Annotated in this window: 9 protein-coding genes; 8 read left to right on the forward strand and 1 reads right to left on the reverse strand. The window is 71.4% G+C overall.

All coding sequences use genetic code 11. From position 1 onward, the window contains the following. Nucleotides 1-8: 8 nt before the first annotated feature. Complete coding sequence (locus ACZ41I_RS38425; protein ID WP_399773270.1) at nucleotides 9-2,552, reverse strand: DEAD/DEAH box helicase; 2,544 nt, start codon at nucleotides 2,550-2,552, stop codon at nucleotides 9-11. Nucleotides 2,553-2,633: 81 nt separating this feature from the next. Here ACZ41I_RS38425 and bldG point away from each other — a divergent pair, with 81 nt between their 5' ends. The 8 genes from bldG (at nucleotide 2,634) to tmk (ending at nucleotide 16,089) form a co-directional block, all read left to right on the forward strand. Beyond that, a complete protein-coding gene (gene bldG / locus ACZ41I_RS38430; protein WP_009189842.1) occupies nucleotides 2,634-2,975 on the forward strand; it encodes an anti-sigma factor antagonist BldG in 342 nt (113 codons plus the stop codon). 159 nt (nucleotides 2,976-3,134) lie between these two features. Next, nucleotides 3,135-3,566 carry an ATP-binding protein gene (locus ACZ41I_RS38435; protein ID WP_363217558.1) on the forward strand — a complete coding sequence of 144 codons (432 nt, stop codon included), beginning with the start codon at nucleotides 3,135-3,137 and terminating at the stop codon, nucleotides 3,564-3,566. Nucleotides 3,567-3,882: 316 nt separating this feature from the next. Further along, nucleotides 3,883-6,285, forward strand: a complete 2,403-nt coding sequence (locus tag ACZ41I_RS38440; protein WP_468516332.1) for a sodium-translocating pyrophosphatase — start codon at nucleotides 3,883-3,885, stop codon at nucleotides 6,283-6,285. 242 nt (nucleotides 6,286-6,527) lie between these two features. Next, complete coding sequence (locus ACZ41I_RS38445) at nucleotides 6,528-7,157, forward strand: small secreted protein (RefSeq protein WP_399773266.1); 630 nt, start codon at nucleotides 6,528-6,530, stop codon at nucleotides 7,155-7,157. A gap of 28 nt (nucleotides 7,158-7,185) precedes the next feature. Then, complete coding sequence (locus ACZ41I_RS38450) at nucleotides 7,186-8,706, forward strand: DUF7059 domain-containing protein (protein ID WP_468516333.1); 1,521 nt, start codon at nucleotides 7,186-7,188, stop codon at nucleotides 8,704-8,706. 475 nt (nucleotides 8,707-9,181) lie between these two features. Next, nucleotides 9,182-9,379 (forward strand): hypothetical protein, encoded by a 198-nt coding sequence (locus tag ACZ41I_RS38455; RefSeq protein ID WP_363217562.1) that lies wholly within the window; start codon nucleotides 9,182-9,184, stop codon nucleotides 9,377-9,379. A 268-nt stretch (nucleotides 9,380-9,647) separates the two neighbouring features. After that, on the forward strand, nucleotides 9,648-12,482 hold the full coding sequence (gene topA / locus ACZ41I_RS38460) for a type I DNA topoisomerase (RefSeq protein ID WP_468516334.1): 2,835 nt from the start codon (nucleotides 9,648-9,650) through the stop codon (nucleotides 12,480-12,482). Between the two features lie 244 nt (nucleotides 12,483-12,726). Beyond that, a complete protein-coding gene (gene tmk, locus ACZ41I_RS38465; RefSeq protein ID WP_468516335.1) occupies nucleotides 12,727-16,089 on the forward strand; it encodes a dTMP kinase in 3,363 nt (1,120 codons plus the stop codon). Nucleotides 16,090-16,110 lie beyond the last annotated feature (21 nt).

The raw sequence follows: 16,110 nt of genomic DNA on the forward strand, positions 1-16,110 counted from the left end.
GGACGCCCTCAACCGCGAGGCGTCCGGCCCGGAGCCGTCCCGTCCAGGTTCTCCAGGCCCTCGGGGTCAGCTGGAGGCACCCGGCTCTCCCCGTCCGGCTTCTCCTCCGGCGCGCCCCGCAGCAGCACCGTGAGAAGCCGTACCGCCCCCCTCTTGTGCAACGGGTCGTTGCCGTTGCCGCACTTGGGGGACTGGATGCAGGAGGGGCAGCCGGCCTCGCACTCGCAGGAGGCGATCGCCTCCCGGGTGGCGGTGAGCCAGGCGCGGGCGGTGTGGAAGGCGCGCTCGGCGAAGCCCGCACCGCCAGGATGGCCGTCGTACACGAAGACCGTGGGCAGGAGCGTGTCGGGGTGCAGGGGCACGGACACGCCGCCGATGTCCCAGCGGTCGCAGGTCGCGAACAGGGGCAGCATGCCGATCGAGGCGTGCTCGGCGGCGTGCAGGGAGCCGCCGAGGATCTCCGGGATGATCCGGGCCTCGTCCAGCTGGTCCTCGGTGACCGTCCACCACACCGCGCGGGTGCGCAGCGTACGAGGAGGGAGGTCGAGTTTCGTCTCGCCCAGCACTTCACCGGTGATGAGGCGCCGGCGGAGGTAGGAGACCACCTGGTTGGTGACCTCGACCGAGCCGTAGCAGAGGCGGCCGGCGCCCCACGGGATCTCGGTGTCCGTCTCCAGGATGGAGATCGACGTGGTGTCCCGGGCGACCGTGGAGTACGGCGGGTCCGCCTGTTCGACCAGGGCCACCGAGTCCTCCAGGTCCAGCTGACGCACCAGGTAGGTGCGGCCCTGGTGCAGGTGGACCGCGCCCTCGTGGACCGTGGAGTGCGCGGCGCCCGCGTCGACCGTGCCGAGCAGCCGGCCCGTGCCGGACTCGACGACCTGCACCGGGCGCCCGCCCGCGCCGCGGATGTCGGTCAGGTCGGCGGCCCGTTCCCGGCGCGTCCAGTGCCAGGCCTTCGTCCTGCGGCGGAGCAGCTTCGCGGCCTCCAGCTGCGGCAGTACGTCCGCGCAGGCGGGGCCGAAGAGGTCCAGGTCCTCCTCGGTCAGCGGGAGTTCCGCGGCGGCCGCGCACAGGTGCGGGGCGAGGACGTAGGGGTTGTCGGGGTCGAGGACGGTGGATTCCACCGGCCGGTCGAACAGGGCCTCGGGGTGGTGGACCAGGAAGGTGTCCAGCGGGTCGTCGCGGGCCACCAGCACGGCGAGTGCGCCCTGTCCGGAGCGGCCCGCGCGGCCCGCCTGCTGCCACAGGGAGGCGCGCGTGCCCGGGTAGCCGGCGATGACCACCGCGTCCAGGCCGGAGACGTCCACGCCCAGCTCCAGGGCCGTCGTGGCGGCCAGCCCGAGGAGTTCGCCGGAGTGCAGGGCGCGTTCCAGGGCGCGGCGCTCCTCGGGGAGGTAGCCGCCGCGGTAGGCCGCGACACGCCGGACCAGGGAGCGGTCGACCTCGGCGAGTTTCTCCTGGGCGATCACCGAGATCAGCTCGGCGCCGCGCCGGGACCGTACGAAGGCGACCGAGCGCACGCCCTGCACGGTCAGGTCGGTCAGCAGGTCGGCGGTCTCGGCGGTGGCGGTACGCCGTACGGGTGCGCCCCTCTCGCCGTGCAGTTCGGTGAGCGGGGGCTCCCAGAGGGCGAAGACGAGTTCGCCGCGCGGGGAGGCGTCGTCGGCGACCTCGGTCACCGGCAGCCCGGTCAGCCGGCGGGCGGCGACGGCGGGCTCGGCGGCGGTCGCCGAGGCCAGCAGGAACACGGGTGAGGCGCCGTAGCGGGCGCACAGGCGGCGCAGCCGGCGCAGCACCTGAGCCACGTGCGAGCCGAAGACGCCCCGGTAGGTGTGGCACTCGTCGATGACGATGTACCGAAGCGATTTCAGGAAGGAGGACCAGCGCGGGTGGGACGGGAGTATCCCGCGGTGCAGCATGTCGGGGTTGGTGAGGACGTAGTTGGCGTACTGCCGGATCCACTCGCGTTCCTCGAACGGGGTGTCGCCGTCGTACACGGCCGGGCGTACGGCGGTGCCCAGAGGTTGTGAAAGTTCCTTCACCGACCGGCACTGGTCCGCCGCGAGCGCCTTGGTGGGCGCGAGGTACAGGGCGGTGGCGCCTCGGCCGTTCGGCGCCTCGGAGCCGTCCACAAGGGTGGAAAGGACGGGCACCAGATACGCGAGGGACTTGCCGGAGGCGGTGCCGGTGGCGACCACCACCGAGTCGCCGTCCAGGGCGTGCTCGGCGGCCAGCGCCTGGTGCGCCCACGGGTGCTCGATGCCGCACGCCTGGACGGCCGCGATCACCTCGGAGCGAATCCGGTCAGGCCAGACGGCATGGCGGCCCGCGCGCGGGGGCAAGTGCTCCGTATGAGTGATGCGCGCAGCCCGGCTCGGCCCGGAGGCGAGCCGGTCCAGGACCATGCCCGGAGACGGGTGGGACGCCGGGTCCGCCGGGGATCGATCGGATCGGTGATTCTTGGCCATCGGCACCGAGTGTGTCACTGGCGTGACGGACAATGGAGCCAAGGCGTCGTGCACGCCTGCCGGTAAGTGATTGAATGCCATCGCGGCTGGCGATGCGTCCCGGGGGCCGCAAGCCGAGGTGCCCGAGGGGCGACCGCTCGATAGCAAGGTGCTGGAGGATCCGTGGACCTGTCCCTGTCGACCCGTACCGTCGGCGATCGTACGGTCGTCGAGGTCGGTGGCGAAATCGATGTATACACCGCGCCCAAGCTGCGCGAGCAGCTGGTCGAGCTGGTGAACGACGGGAATTTCCACCTCGTCGTCGACATGGAGGGCGTGGACTTCCTCGACTCCACCGGGCTCGGCGTGCTGGTCGGCGGCTTGAAGCGAGTGCGTGCCCACGAGGGCTCGCTGCGCCTGGTCTGCAACCAGGAGCGCATTCTGAAGATTTTCCGCATCACCGGCCTCACCAAGGTGTTCCCGATCCACACCTCGGTCGATGAAGCGGTGGCGGCCACCGACTGACCCTGGGCCCGTCACCGGCGCCGGGCTCCCGATGGAGCCCGGACGCCGGGCGGTCCCGTCCGGGCCGATGCAGCGGCCCGGGCACAGAAGCACACCAGGGGGTGCGGGCTCTCGGCGGCCCCGCCCCCGACCGCACGCCCGTAGTCGCGAGGGGGATGCATGGCCATCGTCGAACTCCGCTTCAGCGCGCTGCCCGAGCACGTCCGGACCGCCCGGTTGGTGGCGGCCGCGGTGGCACGCAGGGCCGGAGTGGACGAGGCGGTCCTCGACGAGGTCCGGCTCGCCGTCGGCGAGGCCTGCTCCCGTGCCGTCGGACTCCACCAGAGCAGCGGCATCAGCGCGCCTGTGAAGGTGGCGCTGATCGAGGAGGAGAAACAGTTCTCCATCGAGGTCGGCGACGAGGCGCCGCACGCCACGCCGGGCGACACGCCCGGTGCAGCACAGGACGCCGAGGCTGAGGTCGAGGAGGACGAGATGGGCCTCGCGGTCATCAGCGGCCTCGTCGACGACGTGGAGGTCACCACCGGACAGGACGGCGGCCTGATCCGCATGACCTGGCCGACCGCACCGCCGGCAGCGGCGCTTCTCTGAGCGCCGCAGTACCACTTCCCGAGGGCCCTGCTCAGCAGGGCCCTCGGTGTTTTCCGGCCCGATGAGGTGGCCTTCCGAATGCGTGAAGGAATTCACGATCATTCCCGATCTTCCCCCCGATCATTCATCAATGCCTTGAGGGCGTTACTCCACATGCCTTGAGGGCATTACTCCATTCGGGTGGTCTGGCGGGATCGCGATCATTACTAATGAGCCGGTGGAGGCTAATTCCGCTTACCGCGCTCTGTTGAGATCACTCCGGGGTACCTAGAATCCGTCCACATCTTGAGCTCAGCCCAAGCGTCAAGGAGGACGAATGGCGGGGCTTTCCATCCCTCAATCGGATCACCCCACATCTTTCGCAGCAGCGGTTCTGACCGACGACAACCGGATCATCGTGGCCGTCATCGCGGCGGTCGCCCTGGCCGCGCTGGTGGTCGCGGGGATCCTGGTGCGCCAGGTGCTGGCCGCGGGCGAGGGCACCGACAGCATGAAGCGGATCGCCGAGGCGGTCCAGGAAGGTGCCAAGGCGTATCTCGCCCGGCAGCTGCGCACGCTCGGCGTATTCGCTGTCGTCGTCTTCTTCCTGCTCATGCTGCTGCCCGCGGACGACTGGAATCAGCGTGCCGGGCGATCGGTGTTCTTCCTGATCGGTGCGGCGTTCTCGGCGGCCACCGGCTATATCGGCATGTGGCTGGCCGTGCGCAGCAATGTGCGGGTCGCCGCGGCGGCCAGGGAGGCCACACCGGCACCCGGAGAACCGGAAAAGGATCTCACCACCGTCTCGCACACCGCGATGAAGATCGCATTTCGCACGGGCGGCGTCGTCGGCATGTTCACGGTGGGGCTCGGCCTGCTGGGCGCCTCCTGCGTGGTGCTGGTGTACGCGGCCAACGCGCCGAAGGTGCTGGAGGGCTTCGGCCTCGGCGCCGCCCTGATCGCCATGTTCATGCGAGTGGGCGGCGGCATCTTCACCAAGGCCGCCGACGTCGGCGCCGACCTGGTCGGCAAGGTCGAGCAGGGCATTCCGGAGGACGACCCGCGCAATGCCGCGACCATCGCCGACAACGTGGGCGACAACGTCGGCGACTGCGCGGGCATGGCGGCCGACCTCTTCGAGTCGTACGCCGTGACCCTGGTGGCCGCGCTGATCCTCGGCAAGGCCGCCTTCGGCGACTCCGGGCTGGCCTTCCCGCTGCTCGTTCCCGCCATCGGCGTCATCACGGCGATGATCGGCATCTTCGCGGTCGCGCCCCGCCGGGCCGACCGCAGCGGCATGACCGCGATCAACCGCGGCTTCTTCATCTCCGCGGTGATCTCCCTCGCGCTGGTCGCGGTCGCGGTCTTCGTCTACCTGCCCTCGAAGTACTCCGCCCTCGCCGGGGTCACGGAGGCGGCGATCAAGGGCAAGGACGGCGACCCGCGGATCCTCGCCCTGGTCGCGGTGGCGATCGGCATCCTGCTCGCCGCCGTCATCCAGCAGCTGACCGGCTACTTCACCGAGACCAACCGCCGCCCGGTGCGGGACATCGGCAAGACCTCCCTCACCGGCCCGGCCACCGTCGTCCTGTCCGGCATCTCGGTCGGCCTGGAATCCGCCGTCTACACCGCGCTGCTCATCGGGCTCGGCGTGTACGGGGCGTTCCTGCTCGGCGGTACGTCGATCATGCTCGCGCTGTTCGCGGTCGCACTGGCCGGCACCGGTCTGCTCACCACGGTCGGCGTGATCGTCGCCATGGACACCTTCGGGCCGGTCTCGGACAACGCCCAGGGCATCGCCGAGATGTCCGGCGACGTGGAAGGCGCGGGCGCACAGGTGCTCACCAACCTGGACGCGGTCGGCAACACCACCAAGGCGATCACCAAAGGCATCGCCATCGCCACCGCCGTCCTCGCCGCGTCGGCGCTGTTCGGGTCGTACCGCGACGCGATCACCACCAATGTGCAGGACGTCGGGGTGAAACTCACCGGCCCGGGCTCGCCGCTGAGCCTGTCGCTGGACATCTCGCAGCCCAGCAACCTCGTCGGCCTCATCGCCGGCGCCGCGGTCGTCTTCCTCTTCTCCGGGCTGGCCATCAACGCCGTGTCCCGGTCGGCGGGTTCGGTCGTGTTCGAGGTGCGACGGCAGTTCCGTGAGAAGCCCGGGATCATGGACTTCACGGAGAAGCCCGAGTACGGCAAGGTCGTCGACATCTGCACCAAGGACGCCCTCAGGGAGCTGGCCACGCCCGGTCTGCTCGCCGTGATGGCGCCGATCTTCATCGGATTCACGCTCGGTGTCGGCTCGCTGGGTTCCTACCTCGCCGGCGCGATCGGCGCGGGCACGCTGATGGCGGTGTTCCTCGCCAACTCCGGTGGCGCCTGGGACAACGCCAAGAAGCTGGTGGAGGACGGCCACCACGGCGGCAAGGGCAGCGAGGCCCACGCCGCCACGGTGATCGGCGACACGGTCGGCGACCCCTTCAAGGACACCGCAGGACCGGCGATCAACCCGCTGCTGAAGGTCATGAACCTGGTCTCGCTGCTCATCGCGCCCGCGGTGATCAAGTTCTCCTACGGCAACGACAAGAACCTGGGCGTACGGATCGGGGTCGCGATCCTCGCGCTCCTGGTGATCGTCGTCGCCGTGTACGTCTCCAAGCGGCGCGGAATCGCCGTCGGTGAAGAGGAGGGCGTGGAACGGGTCGCCAACTCACCGAACACGGCGGTCGTTTCGTAGCCGTACTGCTGGTTCTGTTCGAGAAGCCCTGCTCAACGGGCGGGCGGGCGGCGCGTGCTGACGTGCCGCCCGCCGTTGGCGTTCTTATGGGTGCGCCCGCGTCCGGGCGGTGGGCGGCTGTGGGCTCGCCCACGTGGTGAGCCTTCTCTCGCATGGTGCAAAGAGTCACAAAGGGCGCCTCGGAGGGCGTTCGGGGTACGGAGGGTGTGCGTCCGCCGTGTAGGGTCCGTGGGCCGAGAGCCATGGAAGGGACCAATCCGGTGAACAAGAAGCTCGCGGCCGCACTGTCCGGCGGTTCGGTACTGGTAGTGGCGCTGTCGGGATGCAGCAGCAGCGGCGGCGATGGCGGCGACAAGGGGCCCGACCCCAAGCTCGTGGCCTGGGCCAAGACGGTGTGCGACCCGCTGCCGGCGCAGCAGGCGAAGATCTCCGGTGCCTTCGACGCGCTGGCGAAGGTCGTCAAGGACGGTCCGCCCAAGGACATCCAGAAGACCGACTCCCAGGCCTTCCAGGACCTGGCCGATGGTTTCAAGGCGCGCGCGGGCAGCCTTTCCGACGCGGGGGCGCCTCCCGGCGTCGACGGCGGCGCGGCGAAGCAGCAGGACGCCGTCAAGAAGCTCACGGCCCTGTCCGCGGCGTATGCCGATCTGAAGAAGCGGGTGGACGGGCTCGACACCAAGGACCAGAAGAAGTTCGCCTCCGGTCTGGGTGACCTCTCGGAGCGGATGAAGGCGGTGGCGGCGCAGTACGACGGCACGATCACCGCTCTGCAGAACCTCGAGAAGGGCGACGTCAACCAGGCGGTGACCAAGCAGTCGGGCTGCACGAAGGCCTCGAAGGCCTCCTCGGCGCCGTCGTCCGCGAACGGCTGAGCCGCCCGCCACGGGCCACAATGGGGGCGTGACCAACGCCACCTCCTCACCCCTGCCCTCCACCGACCGACTCGATGTCGCAGCCCGGCTGCGGGACGCCCTGCTCGGCGCCTCCTTCACCGCCGACGGGCTGCTCGACCTGCTCGGCGCTCCCGCGTACGCGGCGCTGGCGCGCAGCGAGACCGTGCCCGCCCTGAGGGCGACCCGTGGCGACACGCCGCTGGAGACGCTCGTACGGCTCTTCCTGCTCCAGCAGCCGGTGCCCCACGCGCGCGTGGCCGCCGTTCTGCCGGTCGAGGAGGCCCAGGAGGCCGGGTGGCTCACCCGTGTGGGCGGCGACGAGGTGGCCGCCACCGTGGACGTACGGCCCTACAGCGGTCCCAGTGGCGAGGACTGGTTCATCGTCTCCGACCTCGGCTGTGCGGTCGGTGGAGCGGGCGGCATCGGGCAGCGGGACGAAGGTGTCGTGCTGGGCGTCGGCGGTGCCTCCACGACGCTCGCCGGCATCACGGTCCGCACGCCGGTCTCCTCCGCCCTGGACCTCGGCACCGGCTCCGGTGTCCAGGCGCTGCACGCCGCCCAGCACGCCACGCGCGTGACGGCGACCGACCTCAACCCGCGTGCGCTGCACATCACCGCGCTCACGCTCGCGCTTTCCGGCGCGCCCGCCGCCGACCTGCGCCAGGGCTCGCTCTTCGAGCCGGTCCGGGACGACGAGCGGTTCGATCTGATCGTCTCCAACCCGCCCTTCGTCATCTCGCCCGGTGCTCGCCTCACGTACCGGGACGGCGGCATGGGCGGGGACGATCTGTGCCGCTCGCTCGTTCAGCAGGCGGGGGAACGGCTGAACGAGGGCGGGTTCGCGCAGTTCCTCGCCAACTGGCAGCACGTAGCGGGGGAGGACTGGCAGGACAGACTCAGGTCATGGGTGCCGCGCGGGTGCGATGCCTGGATCGTGCAGCGCGAGGTGCAGGACGTCACGCAGTACGCCGAGCTGTGGCTGAGGGACGCCGGGGACCACCGCGGGGAGCCGGCGGCGTACCAGGCTCACTACGACGCCTGGCTCGACGAGTTCGAGGCGCGCAAGGTCAAGGCGGTCGGCTTCGGCTGGATCACCCTGCGCAGGACGGGGGCGGCGGAGCCCTCGATCACCGTGGAGGAGTGGCCGCACCCGGTCGAGCAGCCCCTCGGGGACGCGATCCGGGCGCACTTCGAGCGACTCGACTACCTCCGGGGGCACGACGACGCGGCGCTGCTCGACAGCCACTTCAAGCTCGCTGTCGAAGTGGTCCAGGAGCAGGTCGGGATGCCCGGTGCCGAGGACCCGGAGCATGTGGTGCTGCGCCAGCACCGCGGCATGCGCCGGGCCACCAAGGTGGACACGGTCGGTGCGGGGTTCGCGGGCGTGTGCGACGGCACACTGAGTGCGGGCCGCATCCTGGACGCCATCGCCCAGCTCATGGGCGAGGATCCGGTGGTGCTCCGCGACCGGACGCCCGCGCAGATCCGGCTCCTGGTGGAACAGGGCTTCCTGGAGCCGGCGAGCTGAACGAACCGGGCCGCGCCGTGCGGGTCTGCGTCGTGCGGGTCTGCGTCGTGCGGGTCTGCGTCGTGCCGGTCTGCGTCGGCGAGCCGTGCGGGCGAGCTGCGGCGGCCGGTTCGACGGGCGGCGGGCCGGGACGGGGCGGCCGGCTCGGTGTGCGGAGGCACGGTGGCTGGTGCGGCTGAGGCAGGGCCGGTGCCCACGTGGTCGTAGGTGTCCCGGGACGCCTTGGGGGCGGCGCCCGGCTCATCGTCGTATGCCCGTGGCACTGGCCGGAACCAGCCGGTGCCGGGTGCCGGGGCGCGGCGTGCCGGGAAAACGGCCGGAAAAATACGGAGAGGCGCCCCGAGATGCCGGTGTTCGATCGCGTGTTCGGCATCACGTTGACCCTCCGTTCACCCCGGTGTCGTCCGTTCTTCTCCCGCGCCTGCCAGTCTCCGGCGCTGGGCGGAGCCGGACGGCACGGAAGAGGTGGGCGGGGATGGAAAGCGGGCCGGCGATCTTCACGGGCGTGGTGTTCGCCCTGTTCGGGAGCGCTGTACTGGCCTGGACCGGCACCCGCCTCAGGCGCCGAGAGCCGGTGGCCCACGGTGTGAACCAGATCGCATCGGCCGCCCTGGCGAGCGTGGCCGGGACGGTCGCGCTGGCCCTCGGCGCGTACTGCCTGACCCGCCTCTGACGTCGGCGGGTACGCGGCGGCGACCGTGTTGCCGGAGTAAGGGGACTGTCACGCTCCGGACATGCCTCAGCGGGGTACCCGGTACTCCGGGCGGCAGGAATGGCGGTAGTCGGGTTACCGTTCGAGTGGCCGTTGTGGGCTTTTCCCGTTTGACACGGGGGCGGGATGTACCGTCACACTCCGCAGCATCACATGAGCCAGAAGCACGCCGCGACCCCGGGACCAAGGCCCGGGGAACCCCCAGCGTCGACCGGAGAGAAGAGCGAAGTTGTCCCCGACCAGCGAGACCGCACAGGGCGGCCGCCGACTCGTCATCGTCGAGTCGCCTGCCAAGGCGAAGACGATCAAGGGCTACCTCGGCCCCGGCTACGTCGTCGAAGCGAGCGTCGGGCACATCCGCGACCTCCCGAACGGCGCCGCCGAGGTGCCCGAGAAGTACACCGGCGAGGTACGCCGCCTCGGTGTGGACGTCGACCATGACTTCCAGCCGATCTATGTGGTCAATGCCGACAAGAAGGCGCAGGTCAAGAAGCTCAAGGACCTGCTGAAGGACTCCGACGAGCTCTTCCTCGCCACCGATGAGGACCGGGAGGGCGAGGCGATCGCCTGGCACCTCCAGGAGGTCCTCAAGCCGAAGATCCCCGTCAAGCGGATGGTCTTCCACGAGATCACCAAGGACGCGATCCGCGAGGCCGTCGCCAACCCGCGCCAGCTCAACCAGAAGCTGGTCGACGCCCAGGAGACCCGCCGTATCCTCGACCGCCTCTACGGCTACGAGGTCTCGCCGGTCCTGTGGAAGAAGGTCATGCCCCGGCTGTCGGCCGGCCGCGTCCAGTCCGTCGCGACCCGTCTCGTCGTCGAGCGGGAACGCGAGCGCATCGCTTTTCGTTCTGCTGAGTACTGGGACCTGACGGGCACCTTCGCGACCGGCCGCGCCGGGGATCCGTCGGACCCGTCGTCGCTGGTCGCCCGCCTGCAGACCGTCGACGGCAGGCGGGTCGCGCAGGGCCGCGACTTCGACTCCCTGGGACAGCTCAAGAGCGAGAACACCCTCCACCTCGACGAGGCGACGGCCCGCGCCCTCGCCGCCGCCCTGGAGAGCACGCGCTTCTCCGTGCGTTCCGTCGAGTCCAAGCCGTACCGCCGCTCGCCGTACGCCCCGTTCCGTACGACGACGCTGCAGCAGGAGGCCAGCCGCAAGCTCGGCTTCGGCGCGAAGGCGACCATGCAGATCGCCCAGAAGCTGTACGAGAACGGCTACATCACGTACATGCGTACGGACTCCACGACGCTGAGCGACACGGCGATCGCGGCGGCCCGCGCGCAGGTCACGCAGCTGTACGGCGCCGACTACCTGCCGCCGCAGCCGCGCACGTACGCCGCCAAGGTCAAGAACGCGCAGGAGGCGCACGAGGCGATCCGCCCCTCGGGTGATCGTTTCCGCACTCCCGCGGAGACCGGTCTGACCGGTGACCAGTTCAAGCTCTACGAGCTGATCTGGAAGCGGACCGTCGCCTCCCAGATGAAGGACGCCACGGGTAACTCCGTCACCGTGAAGATCGGCGGCACCGCGGCCGACGGCCGGGACGTCGAGTTCAGCGCCTCCGGCAAGACGATCACCTTCCACGGCTTCCTGAAGGCCTACGTGGAGGGCGCCGACGACCCGAACGCCGAGCTGGACGACCGTGAGCGCCGGCTGCCGCAGGTCGCCGAGGGCGACGCCCTCAGCGCCGAGGAGATCACGGTCGACGGGCACGCCACCAAGCCCCCGGCCCGCTACACCGAGGCCTCGCTGGTCAAGGAGCTGGAAGAGCGCGAGATCGGCCGCCCGTCGACGTACGCGTCGATCATCGGCACGATCCTCGACCGCGGGTACGTCTTCAAGAAGGGCACGGCCCTCGTCCCGTCCTTCCTCTCCTTCGCGGTCGTCAACCTCCTGGAGAAGCACTTCGGGCGGCTCGTCGATTACGACTTCACCGCGAAGATGGAGGACGACCTCGACCGCATCGCGGCCGGTGAGGCGCAGGCGGTGCCGTGGCTGAAGCGCTTCTACTTCGGTGAGGGACACAACGGCGTCGGCAGCGCGGCCGAGGCCGGCAACGGCGACGGGGACCACCTCGGCGGGCTCAAGGAGCTGGTGACCGACCTGGGCGCGATCGACGCGCGCGAGGTGTCGTCGTTCCCGGTGGGCAACGACATCGTGCTCCGCGTCGGCCGCTACGGCCCGTACATCGAGCGCGGCGAGAAGGACAGCGAGCAGCATCAGCGCGCCGACATCCCGGACGACCTGGCGCCGGACGAGCTGAGCGTCGAGCTGGCCGAGGAACTGCTGGCGAAGCCGAGCGGCGACTTCGAGCTGGGTACGGACCCGCAGACGGGCCACCAGATCGTCGCCAAGGCCGGCCGCTACGGCCCGTACGTCACGGAGATCCTCCCCGAGGGCACCCCGAAGACCGGCAAGAACGCGGTCAAGCCGCGTACGGCCTCGCTCTTCAAGTCGATGTCGCTCGACACGGTGACGCTTGAGGACGCGCTGAAGCTGATGTCGCTGCCGCGTGTCGTCGGTACGGACGCCGAGGGCCAGGAGATCACCGCGCAGAACGGCCGCTACGGGCCGTATCTGAAGAAGGGCACCGACTCGCGCTCGCTGCAGTCCGAGGACCAGCTCTTCACGATCACGCTGGAAGAGGCGCTGGCGATCTACGCCCAGCCCAAGCAGCGGGGCCGTGCCGCCGCCAAGCCGCCGCTGAAGGAGCTGGGCGCGGACCCGGTCTCCGGCAAGCCCGTCGTGATCAAGGACGGCCGCTTCGGTCCGTACGTCACCGACGGCGAGACCAATGCGACCCTTCGCTCGGGTGACAGCGTCGAAACGATCACTCCGGAGCGCGGCTTCGAACTGCTTGCCGAGAAGCGTGCGAAGGGGCCCGCCAAGAAGACCGCGAAGAAGGCCGCGGCCAAGAAGACGGCCCCGGCGAAGAAGACCGCCGCCAAGAAGACGGCGGCGAAGAAGACGGCCGCGGCCGCGAAGAAGACCACGGCGAAGAAGACGACCGCCAAGAAGGCGACGGCTTCCAAGGCCACGGCTTCCGGCACGGAGGAGTGACAGCACCACCACGGAACACCGCCGCGCCGGCTTCTGTCTGGGGTCGGCGGGGTCCGGTGCGGGGAGGGCTTCCGCTGCGGAGGATGGTCTCCGTAAGGGCGTTGATGTGCTGCGGTGCGGCGGGCTGACCGTTCGGCGGGTCCCGGCTTCACGCAGCGAACGCTCCTGCATCACTTTGGTGTCGGACGTGCGCATGCCAGGACAGGCGAGGTGTGGTGTCGGTGGCTGCGGATAGGCTGAACGCATGACGCGAGCCGAGCAGCCAACGGCCCCCACCACAGCCCCGGACGACGCCCTGGTCGCGGACTCCCGCGAGCGCGCCGTCCGTTCCCTGCTGCGCCGACCGCAGCTGCGGCGCCTGTGGAGCGCGCAGCTGGTGAGCGGTGTCGGCGACAGCCTGGCACTCTTCGTCCTGGTCGTCCTCACCCTCCAGGCGGCGATCGCCCAGGGCGCGTTCGGCGGTGGATACCGGGGCGTGGCGTTCGCAGTGGCGACGGTCTTCGCGGCGCGTGTCCTCGCCGCGCTGCTGTTCGGCGCGGTCCTCCTCGGCCCGCTGACCACGCTCACCGCCCAGGAGGGTCCGCTCGACCGCCGCTGGACCATGGTCGGCGCCGACGGCGTGCGCGCCGCCCTGTTGATCGTCGCCCCCCTGTGGATCGACTGGACGCCGGACAACGCGCTGGCCGTCGTACTGGTCACCGCCTTCGTCACCGGCGTCGCCGAGCGCCTGTGGACGGTGTGCCGGGAGAGCGCGGCTCCGGCCCTGCTGCCCGGCCCGCCCCCGGAGGGCGCCACCGTACGGCCGCTGCCGGACCACATGGACGCCCTGCGCCGCCTCTCGCTGCGCACCAGCTTCCTGGCCGTCCCGCTGGCGGCCGCCGCGCTGGTCGTCGCCGGCCTGTTCAACAACCTGCTGGGCACCGGCGTGGCCTGGTTCGACCAGCACCACGCGGCCCTCGGGGCGTATGTGGCGGCCGGCCTGTTCGCCGCCTCCCTGTCCGTGCTGACCTTCCTGGAGCTGCCCGACACACGCACCCCGCGCGCACGGTCCCCGCTGGAGGGCCTGCGCCGCCCGCGCACCGGCACCGGCGTGGACAAGGGCCGTACGGGCGTGATCCCGCTGCTCGTCCCGGCCTGCGCCGCGGTCGCCGGAGCCATCGCGGCGGCCGTGTCGGTGTGCGTGCTGCACGCCACCGACCTGGGCGGCGGCCCGGTGCTGTACGGCCTGCTGGTGCTGGGCCTGACCGGCGGTGTCGCCGTCGGCATCCGTACGGCCCCCACGCTGCTGCCCTCGCTCTCGCGCCGCCGGCTGCTCGCCCTCGCGATCGCCTTCACCGGTATCGCCCTGCTGGCCGCGGGGCTGGTCCCCGACGTCACCACGGTGCTGCTGATCGTCACGCTGGCCGGTGTCACCGCGGGAGTGGCCGCGAACACCGGGCACGCCCTGCTCGACCAGGAGACCGAGGACTACCGCCGGGCGCGTGTCACCGAGCACCTGCATGCGGTCGTCCGGGTCTTCATAGCGCTCGGCGCGCTGATCGCACCCGTGGTCGCCGGGCTCATCGGCCGCCACCGCCTGGAGAACGGCAGGCTCGTCTTCGCGCACGGCGGCGCCTCCTTCACGCTGATGCTGGTCGGCGCCCTGCTGCTGCCAGTGGCGGCGCTGGTGCTCGCCAAGGTCGACGACCGCTCCGGCATCCCGCTGCGCCAGGACCTCAAGGACGCGCTGCTCGGCGGCGACGACCCGGTCGAGGCACCGGCGGCGAACGGTTTCTTCATCGTGCTGGAGGGCGGCGACGGCGCCGGCAAGTCCACCCAGGCCGAGGCCCTCGCCGAGTGGATCCGCGCCAAGGGCCACGAGGTCGTGCTCACCCGCGAGCCGGGCGCCACGCCCGTCGGCAAGCGGCTGCGCTCGATCCTGCTGGACGTGTCCTCGGCGGGCCTGTCCCACCGCGCGGAGGCGCTGCTGTACGCCGCCGACCGCGCCGAGCACGTCGACACGGTCGTACGCCCCGCCCTGGAGCGCGGTGCGGTCGTGATCTCCGACCGTTACATCGACTCCTCCGTCGCCTACCAGGGCGCCGGCCGAGACCTGTCCCCGACCGAGATCGCCCGCATCAACCGCTGGGCGACCAACGGGCTCGTCCCGCACCTGACGGTCCTGCTGGACGTCTCGCCGGAGACCGCCCGCGAGCGGTTCACCGAGGCGCCGGACCGCCTGGAGTCCGAGCCGGCGGAGTTCCACGCGCGCGTGAGGTCCGGCTTCCTCACCCTGGCCGCCTCCGACCCCGGCCGCTACCTGGTGGTGGACGCCGGTCAGGAGCCGGAGGCCGTCACCACCGTCGTCCGGCACCGGCTCGACACCGTGCTGCCGCTGTCCGAGGCCGAGATCAAGGCCCAGGAGGAGGCGCGGAAGAAGGCCGAGGAGGAGGCCCGTCGCAAGGCCGAGGAAGAGGCCGCGCGCAGGGCCGAGGAGGAGCGCCTGGAGCGTGAGCGCCAGGAGGAGCTGGCCCGGCTGCGCGCCGAGGAGGAGGAGCGCAAGCGCCGCGAGCTGGAGGAGGCGCAGCGCCGCGAGGCCGAACGGCAGGCGGAGGAGGCCCGGCAGCGGGCGGCGGAAGCGGCCCGGCGCGCGGAGGAGGAGCGGCTGCGCCTCCTCGCCGAGGAGAAGGCCCGTGCCGAGGAGGAGGCCCGCCGCAGGGCCGAGGAGGAGCGGCGCCGCAAGCAGGCCGAGGAGGAGGCCCGGCTGCGCGCCGAGGAAGAGGCCCGGCAGGCCCGGCTGCGTGCCGAGGAGGAAGCGCAGCGCCTGGAGAAGCAGCGCAAGGCCGAGGAGGCGCTGCTGCGCGCCGAGGAGGCCCGGCGGCAGGCGGCCGAGGCAGCGGCGGCGGCCGACACGGCGGCCCGCAGGTCCAGCATGCCCCTGCCGACCGCGCCGGGCGTGGCTTCGGACGCGGTGACGGTTCCCACGCCCGTGGTGTCACCGGGTCCGCGCGGCACCGAGGAGACGCTCCCGACGCCCGCGGTCTCTCCGGGACCGGGTGAGCCGGGCACGCGCGGGACGGGCACGGACGAGACGACGGTGCTGCGTCCTGTGCGTGACGAACGGAACGGCCGGGGCGAGGTGGGCGAGCAGCGGAACGCCGCTGGTCCGGCCGAGCCCGGCTCCGACGCCGAGGTGACGGCCGAGCTGCCGCAGCCGCCGTCGGTTCCGGGCGCGGCGGACGAGACGACGGTGCTGCCTCCGGTGGGTCCGGGGCCGGCGGACGAGACGACGGTGTTGCCGCCGGTCTCGGGTGCGGCGGATGAGACGGCCGTACTGCCGCCGGTACGGGGTGACGCGCCGGCGGACCGGGTGCCGCCCGGCTTCTTCCGGGACGAGCGGCCCGCCGCGGGCCCCGACGGCTCCGAGGACCGTACGCGCGAGATGCCCCGGATCGACACCGACGGAAACCCTGCCCGCCGGCCTCGGCCCGACTGGGCCGAGGAGACCCCGCTGGACGATCTGCCGTCGCTGGCGGACGAGCTGCTGGGCTCGTACGACGAGAAGAACCGGGGCAACCCCGACGAGGAGCAGGGCCGCAGCGGCCGCGGCCGGGGCCGACGCGGCTGAGACGGTCCCTCGTGGGCACGG

It is taken from the genome of Streptomyces sp. NPDC030799, assembly GCF_055572255.1.

Coding starts and splice junctions, on each gene's coding strand:
- ACZ41I_RS38425 (WP_399773270.1), bottom strand. CDS start 2,552: ATGGCATTCAATCACTTACCGGCAGGCGTGCACGACGCCTTGGCTCCA.
- ACZ41I_RS38435 (WP_363217558.1), top strand. CDS start 3,135: ATGGCCATCGTCGAACTCCGCTTCAGCGCGCTGCCCGAGCACGTCCGG.
- ACZ41I_RS38440 (WP_468516332.1), top strand. CDS start 3,883: ATGGCGGGGCTTTCCATCCCTCAATCGGATCACCCCACATCTTTCGCA.
- ACZ41I_RS38445 (WP_399773266.1), top strand. CDS start 6,528: ATGGAAGGGACCAATCCGGTGAACAAGAAGCTCGCGGCCGCACTGTCC.
- ACZ41I_RS38455 (WP_363217562.1), top strand. CDS start 9,182: ATGGAAAGCGGGCCGGCGATCTTCACGGGCGTGGTGTTCGCCCTGTTC.
- tmk (WP_468516335.1), top strand. CDS start 12,727: ATGACGCGAGCCGAGCAGCCAACGGCCCCCACCACAGCCCCGGACGAC.